The organism is Haloferax prahovense, assembly GCF_000723845.1.
GTDB classification, from domain to species: Archaea; Halobacteriota; Halobacteria; order Halobacteriales; family Haloferacaceae; genus Haloferax; species Haloferax prahovense.
On sequence record NZ_LK053000.1, the window covers coordinates 1,578,547 to 1,591,754 of the forward strand.

General features: G+C 67.1%; 14 protein-coding genes and 1 tRNA gene. 6 read left to right on the forward strand and 9 right to left on the reverse strand.

Translation table 11 applies throughout. The features are described 5' to 3' along the window. Positions 1-8: 8 nt before the first annotated feature. Together BN984_RS07870 and BN984_RS07875 are read right to left on the reverse strand one after the other, a co-directional pair. On the reverse strand, positions 9-791 hold the full coding sequence (locus BN984_RS07870) for a competence/damage-inducible protein A (protein WP_049967993.1): 783 nt from the start codon (positions 789-791) through the stop codon (positions 9-11). Positions 792-1,479: 688 nt separating this feature from the next. Continuing rightward, positions 1,480-1,552 (reverse strand) — tRNA-His (locus BN984_RS07875). A 150-nt stretch (positions 1,553-1,702) separates the two neighbouring features. On the opposite strand from BN984_RS07875, the gene BN984_RS07880 reads away from it, so the two are divergent. Further along, entirely contained in the window at positions 1,703-2,164 is a 462-nt protein-coding gene (locus tag BN984_RS07880) for a DUF5814 domain-containing protein (protein ID WP_008091389.1), read from the forward strand. A 57-nt stretch (positions 2,165-2,221) separates the two neighbouring features. Here BN984_RS07880 and BN984_RS07885 read toward each other — a convergent pair whose 3' ends face one another. From BN984_RS07885 to BN984_RS07895, 3 genes are all read right to left on the reverse strand, one after another. After that, positions 2,222-2,635 carry a ribbon-helix-helix protein, CopG family gene (locus BN984_RS07885; protein ID WP_004044633.1) on the reverse strand — a complete coding sequence of 138 codons (414 nt, stop codon included), beginning with the start codon at positions 2,633-2,635 and terminating at the stop codon, positions 2,222-2,224. 189 nt (positions 2,636-2,824) lie between these two features. Next, positions 2,825-3,415: an RPA family protein gene (locus BN984_RS07890; RefSeq protein ID WP_004973682.1), complete on the reverse strand. Its 591-nt coding sequence runs from the start codon at positions 3,413-3,415 to the stop codon at positions 2,825-2,827. Beyond that, the gene (locus BN984_RS07895; protein WP_004973680.1) at positions 3,416-4,351 is read right to left on the reverse strand and encodes a replication factor A; all 936 of its coding nucleotides are present in this window, start codon (positions 4,349-4,351) and stop codon (positions 3,416-3,418) included. A 171-nt stretch (positions 4,352-4,522) separates the two neighbouring features. Between BN984_RS07895 and BN984_RS07900 the strand changes: the two genes are divergently transcribed. Together BN984_RS07900 and BN984_RS07905 are read left to right on the forward strand one after the other, a co-directional pair. Further along, the gene (locus BN984_RS07900) at positions 4,523-4,804 is read left to right on the forward strand and encodes a DUF7091 family protein (RefSeq protein ID WP_008091399.1); all 282 of its coding nucleotides are present in this window, start codon (positions 4,523-4,525) and stop codon (positions 4,802-4,804) included. A gap of 54 nt (positions 4,805-4,858) precedes the next feature. Continuing rightward, positions 4,859-5,863, forward strand: coding sequence for a mannose-1-phosphate guanylyltransferase (locus BN984_RS07905; RefSeq protein WP_008091401.1), 1,005 nt, complete (start codon positions 4,859-4,861; stop codon positions 5,861-5,863). Positions 5,864-5,881: 18 nt separating this feature from the next. Here the strand turns inward: BN984_RS07905 and BN984_RS07910 are convergent, their stop codons facing one another. The 3 genes from BN984_RS07910 to BN984_RS07920 all read right to left on the reverse strand — a co-directional run bounded on the left by BN984_RS07910 (position 5,882) and on the right by BN984_RS07920 (position 7,825). Next, the gene (locus tag BN984_RS07910; protein WP_008091403.1) at positions 5,882-6,667 is read right to left on the reverse strand and encodes an SDR family oxidoreductase; all 786 of its coding nucleotides are present in this window, start codon (positions 6,665-6,667) and stop codon (positions 5,882-5,884) included. A 104-nt stretch (positions 6,668-6,771) separates the two neighbouring features. Next, positions 6,772-7,266, reverse strand: a complete 495-nt coding sequence (locus BN984_RS07915) for a Tfx family DNA-binding protein (protein WP_008091405.1) — start codon at positions 7,264-7,266, stop codon at positions 6,772-6,774. 76 nt (positions 7,267-7,342) lie between these two features. Next, on the reverse strand, positions 7,343-7,825 hold the full coding sequence (locus BN984_RS07920) for a TRAM domain-containing protein (RefSeq protein ID WP_049967994.1): 483 nt from the start codon (positions 7,823-7,825) through the stop codon (positions 7,343-7,345). A 90-nt stretch (positions 7,826-7,915) separates the two neighbouring features. Here BN984_RS07920 and BN984_RS07925 point away from each other — a divergent pair, with 90 nt between their 5' ends. Then, positions 7,916-8,605, forward strand: a complete 690-nt coding sequence (locus BN984_RS07925) for a hypothetical protein (RefSeq protein ID WP_049967995.1) — start codon at positions 7,916-7,918, stop codon at positions 8,603-8,605. A 336-nt stretch (positions 8,606-8,941) separates the two neighbouring features. Here BN984_RS07925 and BN984_RS07930 read toward each other — a convergent pair whose 3' ends face one another. Then, positions 8,942-9,937: a radical SAM protein gene (locus BN984_RS07930; RefSeq protein WP_049904989.1), complete on the reverse strand. Its 996-nt coding sequence runs from the start codon at positions 9,935-9,937 to the stop codon at positions 8,942-8,944. 107 nt (positions 9,938-10,044) lie between these two features. Between BN984_RS07930 and BN984_RS07935 the strand changes: the two genes are divergently transcribed. Continuing rightward, entirely contained in the window at positions 10,045-11,934 is a 1,890-nt protein-coding gene (locus BN984_RS07935; RefSeq protein WP_049967996.1) for a PAS domain S-box protein, read from the forward strand. A gap of 129 nt (positions 11,935-12,063) precedes the next feature. Next, positions 12,064-13,197 carry a DUF373 family protein gene (locus BN984_RS07940; protein ID WP_004973664.1) on the forward strand — a complete coding sequence of 378 codons (1,134 nt, stop codon included), beginning with the start codon at positions 12,064-12,066 and terminating at the stop codon, positions 13,195-13,197. The last annotated feature ends 11 nt before the right edge of the window (positions 13,198-13,208 follow it).

A 13,208-nucleotide genomic window follows, 5' to 3' on the forward strand; every position in this document is an offset into this window, starting at 1 on the left:
ACCGGCTCTCAGTTCTCGGGAGCGTCGCTCCCCGCTCTCTCCTCGCGCGCCGCCGTCACTGCCGCCTCGCTATCGTAGAGGTCGACCGTCGCGTTCGCCCGGAACCACGCCACGGCCTCGTCGAGCACCGCCGGGTCGCCGCCGGTGAGTTTGATTCGGGTCGGCCCGCCGCTGTTGGGGTAACTTCCGACGCCCACGCCGAAGCGCTCGGCGACGCCGCCGAGTTCGCGGGCGACGGCCCCCTCCGGCGCGTCGGCGTAGCACTCCCGCGACTCCACGTCGCCCGCGAACCGCTCGGCGATGCCCTCGAACATCGGCTTCATCTCGTCGGGGATGCCCGGCAGGACGTAGACGTTCCCCGCTCGACAGCCGGGTGCGAGGCCCTCCTCGTTCCGGAGCACCTCGGCGTCGGCGGGCATCGACGCGTACCACTCCGGTTCGAGGTCGAAGTCGATGTCCGGCCGGCGTTCGAGAATCGCCGCGATGGTCGATTCGACCTGCGTTTCGGCCTCGTCGTTGACGACGAACGCCCGGTCGAGGCCGGCGGCGACGGCCTCCATCGTGATGTCGTCCGGCGTCCCGCCGAGGCCGCCGGTGACGAGGACTGCGTCGAAGGCGGCCGCCCAGTCGGCGACCGTCTCGGCGATGACCTCGTGGTCGTCGGGGACCGTCTGAATCCGCGCCACCGTCGCCCCGCCCTCGGTGAGTCGCCGGGCCAACCACGTCGCGTTCGTGTTCTCGATGTCCCCCGCGAGCAGTTCGTTGCCGACGGTGAGGATGGCGGCCTGCATGGCCGGGTCGTAGGACCCCCGATAGAAAGACGTGCTCGTTTCCGGCGTTCCCTTCGGGTTGTCGGCGACGGCCGCGCTATCGACGGTTCGTGGCGGCTCGCGCTCGGTAGTTCGAGCGCGGAAAAGCGAGGTGGACCGTCGGCGACCTGCGGAACCGGCTGGTCAGCCCGTCGGTACCGTTGGGCCGACGGGCGCTTCGTTGTCCTCCGGGTCGCCGCGGTTGAGTATCGCGTCGCGGATGCGGTCGAACACCGAGTTGTCCGCGCGGAGTTGGGTTCTCATCCCACGTGGTATGTTTGTTCATGACACACTTGGGTCTGGTGGGAGTCCCAATCGGGGGTGTTGTCAGTCTTGGTGCGAGAATTGAACGCCGTGAGGCTCCACCTCACGTATTCACGCTCGTTTCACTCGCGTGAACCTCGGTCGCTTCGTTCGCTCTCGCTCACTTCGCTCTCTGGTTCAATTCTCTCGGTTCGACTTCGCACATTCTCGTGAGTTCTCGCGGTGCTCGCTGACGCGAGCACACGCTCGAAAGAGTGAGAATGTGAAGAAGGTCTAGGTGCGAGAATTGAACCTCGTTCGCGACAAGTTGCTCACTGGTTCAATCTCGCAGCCATACCTCACCGTAAATTTCGAGACGGGCTCGCACACGCGACGCGGTGCTCACCGGTCGAAATTTAGAGAAGAGGTCCAGGTGCGAGAATTGAACCCGCGTCTCAGCCTCCACAAGGCTGAAGGATAGTCCACTACCCCAACCCGGACACGCTGCAATCCTTCCTAATCCGCTACGACTAAAATACGTTACGCTACGGTCCCGGAATGACAGTACGTAACAGAGCTCACCCACGTCGACGACGCCGCGCCGGCGAGCGGGACGCTTTTGCCGCGGAGGCCCGAAGTCGCGGGTAGCAGTGGCTATCACGGACAAGATCTATCTCAAAAATCACCGCCAGATCGTCTCGCAACTGGATACGAACATCCCCAAGCGCGTCTTCAGCGGTGCGACCCTCGAAATCCTCTACTCCGGCGAGGGGCTCGCCAAGGTGGACGACGCCACCCGCGACCGCCTGCTCGACTTCGCGCAGGACTTCCTCGACTGCGAAAATTCGGACGACATCTACACCGGCTACCCCGAACGCCAGTTCATCGAGTACCTGCTCGAACTCCGCGCGCAGGGGCTCGGGCCCGACGCCATCGTGGACGTGATGAGCGACGACTACATGGTGTACGCCTACCCCGGCGACGTGCTCTCGTTCCTCGACGACGCGGTCCGGACGCTCGAATCGGTCGAGGCGCTCGCGGACGTGGAAGGAGACAGAGAGATGCAGGACGACGCGCGGCGGGCGAAGCAGGACCTCGTCGGTCCTCGCTGAATCGGACCCGCTACCGCGAATCGACAACAGCGCAGAGAGCGCCGGCGGTCGGCCGGCTTAGCCGAGGCGGAACGACGGCTCGTCGCCCGTGTCGAGGTCCTCCAGTTGGATGACCTCTTCGACGTCGTCGTGGTCGTTTTCGACCTGCTCGCGCAGGTAGTTCACGTAGCCCTTGTGCTCTTCGAGCTGCTCGCGGAGGTGTTCGGCCTCCAGTTCGAGGCGCTCGTGCTCGCGGATGAAGCTCTTGGGAACCTCGACGGTCGGGGGGAACGACTCGTCTTCGCCCTCGCGCAACTTCTCCAGTTCGTGCTTGGGGACGACCTGCACCTGACCGTCGTGGGCAACTAACGTGTCCACGTAGTCGCGGAAGACGGCGGACAGGGAGATGTCCCGCTCTTCGGCTATCTCCCGAAGGGTCTCGAACGCGTCTTCGTTGACGCGAAACGAGATGGTCTTGTTCTTGTTGCCCATGATATTCGTCGGTCCGTGGTGAGGCCACTTAATGGTTCGTCAGACGAGGGGTCTCGGGCGTCGCGATTCGTCGCAAAACGGGGCGTGTGACGGTGGAAATCGGCCGTCAGTCGGGGTTGGATACGTTCGGTGGGTTCGGCGACCGGTGCGCGTCCCGCTGACGCGCCGGGTCGCGGCCGGGGCGTTCGCTTACGCGCTCAGCTCGTCGGCCTGTTCGAGGCTTTCGAGCGCGGCGATGGCGGCGCGCTTGTACTCCTCGGGGTCGAGGTCGTAGTGCTCGCGGGCCATCCGCGCGTACTCGTTGCCCTCGTCGTCGAACGCCGCGATGCGGTCGAGCGTCTTGTCCGCGGTCTCGGTCACCCAGCGGTCGCGCGTGGCCGCGTCGACCTCGGTGATGGACTCGGGGCGGACGGAGACGTTGATGCTGCCGTCGTCGGTCTCGTACGTCCGCGGCTTGCCGACGACCGCGACGTAGGCGGGCGCGTCGAGGTCGCGCAGCGCGCTGGCGGCCTCGGGCTGGTACTGGCCGGCGTAGACGAAGAACGTCCCCGTCGGGTCGACGATGCGACCCCGCCAGTACTCGTTGTCCTCGCCGACGTCTTCCTTCTCGGTCAGCGTGCCGACGAGGAAGACGCGGTTCGCGCTCTCTCCCGTCGGAAGCAGCAGGTAGACGGGCGCGCGCTCGTCGTCGGACTCCTTGAACGTGTAACCGGCGTCGTTGAACTCCTGTGCGAAGACGCGCCGGGCGACCTCTCGGGTGGGGATTTCGTTGGAACTCATTTACATCGACCTCGCTTTGATGAGCAGTTCTTCTGCGTCCGCTGGCTCGCTCAGCCGCTCGACTTCGTTGGCGAGCACGTACCGACCCAGCGTCGGGCCGGTGACGCGGTAGTAGAACCCCACGAGGTCACCGCGCATCTCCTCTTCGACGATGGTGGTGTCGAGGGCGTCCATGGCCATCTGCTTCGCCTCGTCCAGTTCGATACCGGTCAACTCCTCGGTCATCTCACGGTTGAAGATGACTTCGTGGACCTCGTCGCCGTCGTCGACGACGGCCTTGATGCGGAGGTCGAACTCGCCTTCGACGCTGCCGTGTTCGGAACAGCGCCCGTTCTGGAGGACGCGCGTGCAGCCCTCCTCGGGACAGCGCTTGATGAGGCCGCTCCCGGACTGGATGTCCACGAGCGCGCCCTCGACGCTGGTCGAGTCGTCGCCGACTTCGATCTCCTCGTCGAGTTCGGTGATGCTCGTCGTCCGGTTGAGCTTCACGGAGAAGTTGCCCTGGTACTCGTCGGTGACGACGTTGCCGAGCGCGTACGATTTCCCTTCTTCGAGTTCGGGGAGTTCGGACGTGGTGAACGAGACGAACTTCATCCGCCCGGAGTCGTCGCCGAGCAGGCCGACCTGCGCGATGGACTCGCTCCGGGGTTCCCAGAGTTCGACGACCTTCGCGCGCACGTCGACCCACTGCTCGTCTTCGTCGATGTCGTTGAGCAGGGTCTGTTCGTTTCCGCCGGAGCCGCCGGCGAGCTCGTCGCGCTCGATACCGGCCTCGTCGAGGTAACTGTTGACGACGCTCCGCCGCGCTTCGTCGACGGGGACGCGGTACTCGGTGACGAGGCTCTCTAATCGTTCTTCGACTTCGTCCGCGGACACGTCTAGGTGGTCCGAGAACTGGTCGGCTATCTCAGCCGCATGGGTTCGCAAATCAGTCATGGTCTACCTCGCCTCCACCTTGGTTTCCATTGGGAGGCATACTGACCTTGGATGCGTACTCATATAAAAAGTTGCAAACGGCGCAGTGAAAGTGAACGTCGCGGCCGAGAGCGCGCCAGAACCGCCGCACCGAGCGAGGAATTGATAGCCTCGGGGCACGCACTCGACAGCATGGACGACCGCCTCGAAAGCATCATCCGCAGCGCCGCCCGCACCGCCGGCAAGCGCTACGAAGAGGCCAAACGCGCCTATCGAGACGGTCGGGACCCGTCTCCGACGCACTCCCTCCCGCGGGACGCCGAGGGTCGCGCGAAAATCGTCTGCCGCCGCCACGCCGAGCGCCGCGCCGTCGCCGTCGACGCGAAGGGTCGTCCCGCCTGCTTCGACCCCGACCACCCCGACTGTCAGGGCTGTGTCGAGGACATTCGCGAGGGGATGGTCGAGACGTGGTAGGCGACGTGGTTGGAGACGTGGTACGGTTTTGAGGCTGTAGCGCCACCCTCCGACATGGACCGACCACTCGTCGCGCTCGTCCTCGCCGGCGGCACCGGCACCCGCCTGTACCCCGCGAGCCGGAGCGACCGGCCCAAACAGTTCCTCCCGCTCGGCGGCGACCGCTCCCTCCTCACCGAGACCGTCGCCCGCGCCGACTTCGCCGACCACGTCGTCGTCTCGACGCGGCCCGCGTTCGCGGACGACATCCCCGACCACGCGCCCGACGCCGAGGTCGTGGTCGAGCCCGCGGCCAAGGACACCGGCCCGGCGCTCGTCTACGCGACCCACCGAATCGCCGAGTTGTACGACGACCCGGTCGTCGTCGTCCTGCCGAGCGACCACCACGTCGGCGACGGCTTCGCCGAGGCGATGACCCGCGGCGCGCGCGTCGCCGCCGACACCGGTGCGCTCGTCGCCTTCGGCGTCGACCCGACCCGTCCAGACACCGGCTACGGCTACATCGAACCCGGCGCGGACCGCGGCGACTACCGCGACCTCGCCGCGTTCCACGAGAAACCGGACGCCGAGACGGCCGCCCGCTACGTCGACGAGGGCTACCTCTGGAACGCCGGGATGTTCGCGTGGACGCCCGACGCGCTGTTTGCCGCCGTCCGCGACTCGCCGCTCGCGCCCCTCCTCGACGCCCTCGACGACGGCGACACCGACGCCGGCTTCGAGGCGGTCGAGGGCGTCAGCATCGACTACGCGGTGATGGAACGCGCCGCGGACGCGGCGGTCGTGCCGGTCCACTTCGAGTGGGACGACCTCGGCTCGTGGGACGCCCTCGAACGAATCGTCGACGCCGACGAAGACGGCAACGTCGCGCTCGGTGACGACCCGGTGTTCGTCGATGCCGCGGACAACGTCGTCGCCACCGACGGCGCGAACGTCTCGCTCGTCGGCGTCTCCGACCTCGCGGTCGTCGCGTGGGGCGACCGCGTGCTCGTCGTGCCGAAAGAACAAGCGCAGAAAGTGCGCGACGCGGTCTCTATCCTCCGCGACCGCGACGCGTTCTGAGACGGGTCGAGCGCCGCGTCAGGCGCTCCGCAGTCGCCCGCCGTCGACCGGCACGCACGCCCCGGTGACGAAGCTCGCGCGGTCGCTGGCGAGGAACGCGACCACGTCGCCGAGTTCGCGCGGGTCGCCGACGCGACCCAGCGGAATCCCGTCGGACCACGAGTCGAGACCCTCCTCGTAGGTCTCGTGGTCGCCGCGCTCGACGGCCGCCTCGACCAGTTCCTCGATGCGACTCGTCTCGTGTGCGCCCGGCAGCACCGCGTTCACCCGCACGCCCGGCGCGAGTTCGCGCGACAGCGACTTCACGAGGCCGATGACGCCGCGGCGGACCGCGTTCGAGAGGATGAGGTCGTCGATGACCTCCCTGACCGACGTGGAGGTGATGCAGGTAATCGTCCCCGCGTCGCTCGCTTCGAGGTGCGGCCGGGCCGCCCGGACGGTCCAGACGGCGCTCATGACGAGCATGTCGAACGCGCCGTACCACTCCTGTTCGGTCAGGTCGGCGAACCCGCCCGGGGGCACGCCCCCGGCCGAGGTGACGACGTGGTCGACGCCGCCGAACTCCTCGACGGCCGCCTCGACCAGCGACTCGACCTCCCGTTTGCTCGTGATGTCGGTCTCGACGCCGAGCACGTCGCCGTCGAGGTCACTCAGTTCCGATTCGGTCGCCGCGAGGCGCTCGGGGTCGCGCCCGCAGACGACGACGTTCGCTCCTTCGTCGGCCAGCGCCGCGGCGCTCGCGCGCCCGAGGCCGGCCGAACTCGCCGTGACGACGACCGTGTCGCCGTCGAGTCCGAGTTCCATGCGCGGGCTGACGACCGCCGCGAGCAAAAGCGTGGGCCTCGCGGCACGTCGTGGGGTGAACCGAGGTCGCCGGCTGTGAGAGCGATTCCAGCGCGGGCGCGCGGTCAGATTCCGTCAGCGTGCCGACGGACCCGGACGCGCCCGTCGCTCGTGACCCCGACGAACAGCTGTTCTTTGATTTCCCGCCCCTCGACCGCGTCGCCGGCCGCGTCGGAGACGATTTTCATCAGGTCCGGCGCGGTCTGGTTCACCTTCACGCCCGCCTCGTCGCAGGCGTCGTACACCTGCTTGGGCACGTCGTAGAGGTCGCTTCCGGCGGGGACCTCCACGCGGACCGGCGCGGTGAGCGCGTCGACGAACGTCACCGTCTCGCGGGCCTTCTCGACGTTGGCGCGGGCGCTGGCTTCGATACTGGAGACGTTCGCCCGCGAGGTGCCGAGGGAGTCGGCGATAGTCGACTGGCGGACGTCCCGCTCGCGCAGCGCGAGCACCTCCGCTTGCCTCCGGGTGAGGACGCTCGTCTCCGGGTCGAACCCGGCTCTATCGAGGAGTTCGTCTACGTCGGGGACCGTCTCGTCGTCGCGTCCGGCGTCGCTCATACCACGGGGTAGGTCTCGGGGGTGAAAAAAGATACAGCAGGCTGACTGTCCACGGGACGCCGCCGACGAGTCGGCGTTATTCGCCCCAGAAGTTGTCTCGGCTCCCGAGCGCCTCGGGGCGCTTCGGGCCGTCGCGACCGCTTCCCTTCGATTTGGCGTCCGCACCGGTTGACTCAGCTGTCCCGCTCGTCTCGCCCGCCTCGTCCCCCTCGGCTTCGGGGTCCAGCGGCAGGCGCTCAACGATTTTCTTCGCGCGGGCGTGGCTCCCCTTCACCCGGTCGATGCGGACGATGGCGCGCGCATCCGGCAGCAGTCCGTCGACGAAGACGATGAAGCCGTCTTCGGTCCGACCGACTCCGGCACCGCTCTCGTGGATGTCCTCGACGGTGACGATGACCTCCTCGCCCGGCTTGACGGGCTGCTGTTTGAGCTCGTAGATGGGGCGCTCGTAGTGGTCGCACCACTCCGCGCCGCCCCGGTCGCCGTAGTACTGGCACCCCATGCCCGCGATTCGTTCTGAGAAGCTCGGGCAGTCGTCCGCGAGTGGACAGTCGGACATGCGGGGAGGTACACTAGGGGCACTCTAAACGCTTGCGGGTAGCCCGCCGCCCGCCGAAACGCTTTCCGTCGCTCGCCCGAACCCCGCGGTATGGCAGAACGCGTCCCCGAGTTCGCACTCCTCATCGGCGTCTTCCTCGGCCTGTCTGCGACCGTCTCCGCGGCGGTCCTCTCGGGGACGCTGTTTCGCCCGCTCCTCTTCGGTGCCGTCGTCTGCTACCCCTTCGCCGCCTTCGGCGTCCTCCGGTCTGACGACCCCTCCGAGGCGCTCCCTCCGCGAGTCGTCCTCGGCCTCGGCGCGGCCATCGGGCTGTTGACCGCGACGACGGCCGTCCTCGAACGGGCGACGGTCGAACCGCTCGATGGCGTGTTCGCCGCGGTGGTGGTCTCACTTCCGCCCGTCGCCTACGCGGTCCGGTTCGGCGCGGACGTGAACCCCCTTTCCCCGGTCCAGTCGCTCGTCTGTTGTGCGGTCGTCGGCACGGCGTTCCTCGCGGTCGCGCCCCGCCTCGGGACGGTGAGCGCGCTCCTCGGGTTCGTCCTCGGGCTTTCGGGAGCGCTCTATGCCGACGCCCGCGGGTTCCGGCCGACGCACCGTCAACAGCGCGTCGGTATCGCCTCAGGCGCGCTCGTCGGCGTATCGGTCGCGGGTGCCGGCGTCGCGATGCGTCTCCCGCTCGGACCGACGACGGCCGCGGCCGCGGCGCTCGCGCTCACGCCGAGTCTGTTCGTCGCGCTCACGAGAACCCGGACGCGGCGGCACCACCGCTTTCGGTCGTGATGGCACCGTGACAGTTCGGAGGAAACAGAGGGAAACTCAGGCCAGCGGCGTCCGCTCGACGACCGTCCCGGTCCCACCTTTTTCCGGAGTTCGCTCACGCTCACTCCGCAAAAATCTGGACCAAAAACGGTGACACTCAGGCCAGTGGCGTCCGCTCGACGACCGTCCCAGTCCCACCTTTTTCCGGAGTTCGCTCACGCTCACTCCGCAAAAATCTGGACCAAAAACGGTGACACTCAGGCCAGCGGCGTCCGCTCGACGACCGTCCCAGTCCCACCTTTTTCCGGAGTTCGCTCACGCTCACTCCGCAAAAATCTGGACCAAAAACGGTGACACTCAGGCCAGCGGCGTCCGCTCGACGACCGTCCCGTCGTAGGTCGGGTACTGCTCGACGATTTCGCCGTCGTCCACGTCGCCGTCTTCTATCATCTCTTCGAGGAGCCACCACGCGACCTCGACGTGGTTCGACTTGATGCTGTAGAACTCGTCGGGGACGCCGAGTTCGATGAAGCGCTCGGCGGGCGTGTAGGTCTTGCCGTAGACGAGCGTGCCGTCGTCCGTCACCTCGTCGAACGGCCGGCGGAGGTTGCGGGCCATGCGCTTCAGGCGGTTTCGGTGCTGGGCGGCGTCCTTGAACACGGAGGTACAGAAGTAGACGCGCTCGTGGTCGCCCATCTCGTCGAGGATGGCCTCCTTCGAGCCGTCGACCGCCGACATGTGACCGTCCTGCAGTTCGTAGCCCTTCTCCTGCATCCGGCGGTAGTTACCGTCGGACATCTCGAACTCGTTGATGTTGCAGAACTCCGCGGCCCCCTCGTCGAGGAAGTCGAGGAACTCCCGTTCCGCGCGGATGCCCGGAATCTCGAACGCCGGGGTGAGGCCCTCCTCGCGGGCGATGTAGAGGATATCCTCCCACTCGGTGCCGTGCATGTCGCCCCAGAGTTCGAGCGGCGGGTGGAAGCGAATCTCATCGAGGCCGGCCTCGGCGAGGCGCCGCATGTTCTCGCGGCCGCCCGTGATACCCGTATAGAGGTGGATGTGGTGGTCCTCGCCGAACTCGTCTTTGAGAAGCGAGATGTAGCGGCAGGTCTTGTCGAGCGCCTCCTGGGGTTCGCCGCCGGTGATGGACGAGCCGAGCGCGTCCATGCGTTTCGCCTCCTCGATGACGTCCGCGTCGGACTCGACTTTCCGCTCGTTGGCATACACGTCGGTGACGTTCTTGCGATTCTCGCCGAGCGGGCAGTAGAAACAATCGCGCTGGTCGCAGTACCCGTAGACGAACAGCACCATCTTACCGCCCATGGCGCACTGTTCGCATCCCTTCGAGATCATTCGATTACGGAACCGTACTTGGCGCATCGTCAAAAGGCGTCCGACTTTGCCCTGGAACCTTCTCCCTCGCCGGTAGGGTTATTGTTGTATATGACTGACAATACAGCATGTCTCTCGGTTCCGTCGTCCGTGCTGAGGGTCAGGTCCGGGTCCTCATCGTCGACGACGACCCCGAGACCGCGGCAGACACGGTTTCGGTACTCGACGGATGCGACAGTCTCGACGTCGCGGCGGTCGACGACCCGACCGCGGCGCTCGACGCGCACGCCGAGTCGCCGTTCGACTGTATCGTCACCGAGTTCGAGTTCGACGGCACCGCCGGTCTCGACACGCTCCTTCGCGTCCGCGAGTCGCCGAACCCGCCGCCGGTGATTCTGTTCACCCGACTCGACTCCGAGGACGTGGTCCACGAGGCGTTCGCCGCCGGCGTCGCCGACGTGGTGGACAAGCGATCGACCGACGTGAAGCTCGCGGTACTCGCCCACCGTATCTCGAACGCGGTCGTCGCGGCTCGCCAGTCGGCCGAACTCGACGAGCTGTACGCGTGGCTCCGGGTCATCGCCGAGCAGTCGCTCGTCGGCCTGTACGTGATACGCGACGGCCGAATCGAGTTCGTCAACGAGTACCTCTCGAACCTGCTCGGCTACGACACCGACGAGGTGGTCGGTCGTCCCATCACCGACTTCATCGTCGAGGAGGACCGCGCCATCGTCGACGAGAGCCTGAGAAACAGAGACCACGGCAGCGTCGAATCGATGTCGTACACCGTCCGCGTCAGCGACCGCACCGGCGAGTTGACCACGCTGGAAATCACCGGCCAGCGGGCGGCTGTCGACGGTGAGCCGGTCGTCGTCGGCACCGCCATGGACGTCACGGCCCGGCTGGAGTCCGAACGGCTCCTCAGGCGCTCCGAGCGCCTCACCAGACAGATCATCTCGTCGCTCCCGGACATGGTGTTCATCTCGGAGCCGACCGAGCTCGACGTCGTCTACATCAACGACCAGTTCGAGAGCGTCTGGGGGCGAGACGTGTCGCTCCTCTACGAGAACCCGCATTCGTTCCTCGAACTCGTCCACGTCGACGACCGCGACCAACTGCGGCGAGCCATCGACGAGATGTTCGTCGACATCCGAGACGGTGCCGTCGACGAGCAGTACGAGTTCGAGTTCCGGTTCATCCCCGAGGGGAGCGAAACCATCCGTTGGGCGAACGCCCGCGCGGTCCCGCTCCTCGACGAGAACGGCGACGTGACAAACATCCTCGGCGTGATGTCCGACCTGACGGAGCGCATCAGCCACGAGCGCGAACTCGCCCAGCAGATCGCCCGGCTCGACGCCTTCGCCCGCGTCCTCTCGCACGACATCCGCGGACCGTTGTCGGTCGCGCAGGGCCGGCTCGAACTCGCTCGCGAACTCGACGACGGCAGCCACCTCGACTACGTCGAGCGCGCCCACCAGCGCATCACCGACGTGGTCGAAGACGTGCTCTCTCTCGCCCGCGACGGGCGTTCCGTCCTCGACGCGGAGGAAGTCTCGCTGGCGGACGCCGCGGCAACCGCGTGGGAGATGTGCTCGCCGAACGCCGGCCACGTGCGCTGTGAGGTCGGCGAACTTCCGGTGGTCGAAGCCGACGAGAGCCGGGCGACGCGGCTCTTCGAGAACCTGTTTCGGAACGCGCTCCAGCACGGCCGAAGCGACCGTGACGACGCGTCCACCGCGAGCGACGACTCGGAGCTCGTGATTCGCGTCGGTGCCCTCCCGTCGCACCGCGGCTTCTTCGTCGAGGACAACGGGCCCGGCATCCCGGCGTCGATTCGCGACCACGTCTTCGACTCTGGGTTTTCCACCAAAGACGGCGACGGAAACGGCCTCGGACTCGGTATCGTCCGGCAGATTGTCGACTCCCACGGCTGGATAATTCGGGTCGCCAACGGCGGGTCCGGGGCGCGCTTCGAGGTGCTTTTCGACCCCGTCGGCGAGGCCGGCGCGACCGACTGACCGGGGCGAACCGAAGGGGACGACGACCGCGCCCCGGCGACCGCCCGTCCGCTCCGCGAGACCGACCGACCGCGCCACCGCGGCCGCGCCCCCGAAAGCAGATATATCCCCGTGGCATAGGAGTCAACGATGCTCTTGGTCCTCTGTGTCGACCTCGACGACGACCTCGGCCGCAAGACGGGTCTCTCGACGCCCGTCGTCGGCCGACAGCGCGTCGAGGACGCCGCGGTGGCGCTGGCCACCGCGGACCCGGAGGACTCCGACGTGAACGTCCTCTTTCAGGGCATTCAGGTCCACGACGAACTCCTCGAATCGGAAGACGAGGAGGTCGAGGTCGCGGCGGTCACCGGGTTGGAAGGAAGCGACGTGAAAGCGAACCGCGCCATCGGCGACGAGATTGACACCGTCCTCGCGAGCCTCTCGACCGGCGAGCCCGTCCACGCCATCGTCATCACCGACGGCGCACAGGACGAGTCGGTCCTGCCGGTCATCCGCTCTCGCGTCCCCATCGACGGGGTCCGTCGGGTCGTCGTCAGACAGGCCCAGAACCTCGAATCGATGTACTACACGATGAAGCAGGTGCTCGCCGACCCCGAGACTCGTGGGACCATCCTCGTCCCGCTCGGCATCCTGCTTCTCATCTACCCCTTCGTCACCATCGCCAGCTTCTTCGACGTGCCCGGCGCGGTCGTTCTCGGCCTCATCTCGGCGCTCCTCGGCCTGTACACGCTGTTCCGCGGGCTCGGCCTCGAATCCGCCGTCGACGAGGCGGCCAACCGGGCGCGAAACGTCCTCTACGCCGGTCGCGTCACCATCATCACCTACGTCGCCGCCGCGGCGCTCCTCGTCGTCGGCGGCGTCCGCGGGGTCGAACTCCTCGAAACCGTCTCCGACAGCGTCGGCGGCGACCCCGCCCCGGGACTCATCCTCGCGACGCTCGTCCACGGCGCAGTCGAGTGGTTCGCCGCCGCCGGTATCACGAGCAGCCTCGGGCAGGTGACAGACGAGTACCTCCACGACCGGTTCAAGTGGCGCTACCTCAACGCGCCGTTCTACGTGTTCGCCATCGCCATCGTGCTCTACGCGCTCTCCGGCTTCTTCCTCCCCGAGGGCGTCGTCGGTGTCCAGAAGTTCTACCTCCCCGGCCTCGCCGTCGCGCTCACGGTCGGCACGCTCCTCGGTGTGCTGAGCACGCTCACGTTCGCGGTGGCGGAGTCGCGCTATCCGACCGGCTCGGACGGCGACGGCGAGCAACCGGCGTAATCAGTCGCGGG

Coding starts and splice junctions, on each gene's coding strand:
- BN984_RS07915 (WP_008091405.1), bottom strand. CDS start 7,266: ATGAGCGACGCCGGACGCGACGACGAGACGGTCCCCGACGTAGACGAA.
- BN984_RS07910 (WP_008091403.1), bottom strand. CDS start 6,667: ATGGAACTCGGACTCGACGGCGACACGGTCGTCGTCACGGCGAGTTCG.
- BN984_RS07870 (WP_049967993.1), bottom strand. CDS start 791: ATGCAGGCCGCCATCCTCACCGTCGGCAACGAACTGCTCGCGGGGGAC.
- BN984_RS07890 (WP_004973682.1), bottom strand. CDS start 3,415: ATGAGTTCCAACGAAATCCCCACCCGAGAGGTCGCCCGGCGCGTCTTC.
- BN984_RS07930 (WP_049904989.1), bottom strand. CDS start 9,937: ATGATCTCGAAGGGATGCGAACAGTGCGCCATGGGCGGTAAGATGGTG.
- BN984_RS07900 (WP_008091399.1), top strand. CDS start 4,523: ATGGACGACCGCCTCGAAAGCATCATCCGCAGCGCCGCCCGCACCGCC.
- BN984_RS07925 (WP_049967995.1), top strand. CDS start 7,916: ATGGCAGAACGCGTCCCCGAGTTCGCACTCCTCATCGGCGTCTTCCTC.
- BN984_RS07940 (WP_004973664.1), top strand. CDS start 12,064: ATGCTCTTGGTCCTCTGTGTCGACCTCGACGACGACCTCGGCCGCAAG.
- BN984_RS07905 (WP_008091401.1), top strand. CDS start 4,859: ATGGACCGACCACTCGTCGCGCTCGTCCTCGCCGGCGGCACCGGCACC.
- BN984_RS07935 (WP_049967996.1), top strand. CDS start 10,045: ATGTCTCTCGGTTCCGTCGTCCGTGCTGAGGGTCAGGTCCGGGTCCTC.
- BN984_RS07920 (WP_049967994.1), bottom strand. CDS start 7,825: ATGTCCGACTGTCCACTCGCGGACGACTGCCCGAGCTTCTCAGAACGA.
- BN984_RS07895 (WP_004973680.1), bottom strand. CDS start 4,351: ATGACTGATTTGCGAACCCATGCGGCTGAGATAGCCGACCAGTTCTCG.
- BN984_RS07885 (WP_004044633.1), bottom strand. CDS start 2,635: ATGGGCAACAAGAACAAGACCATCTCGTTTCGCGTCAACGAAGACGCG.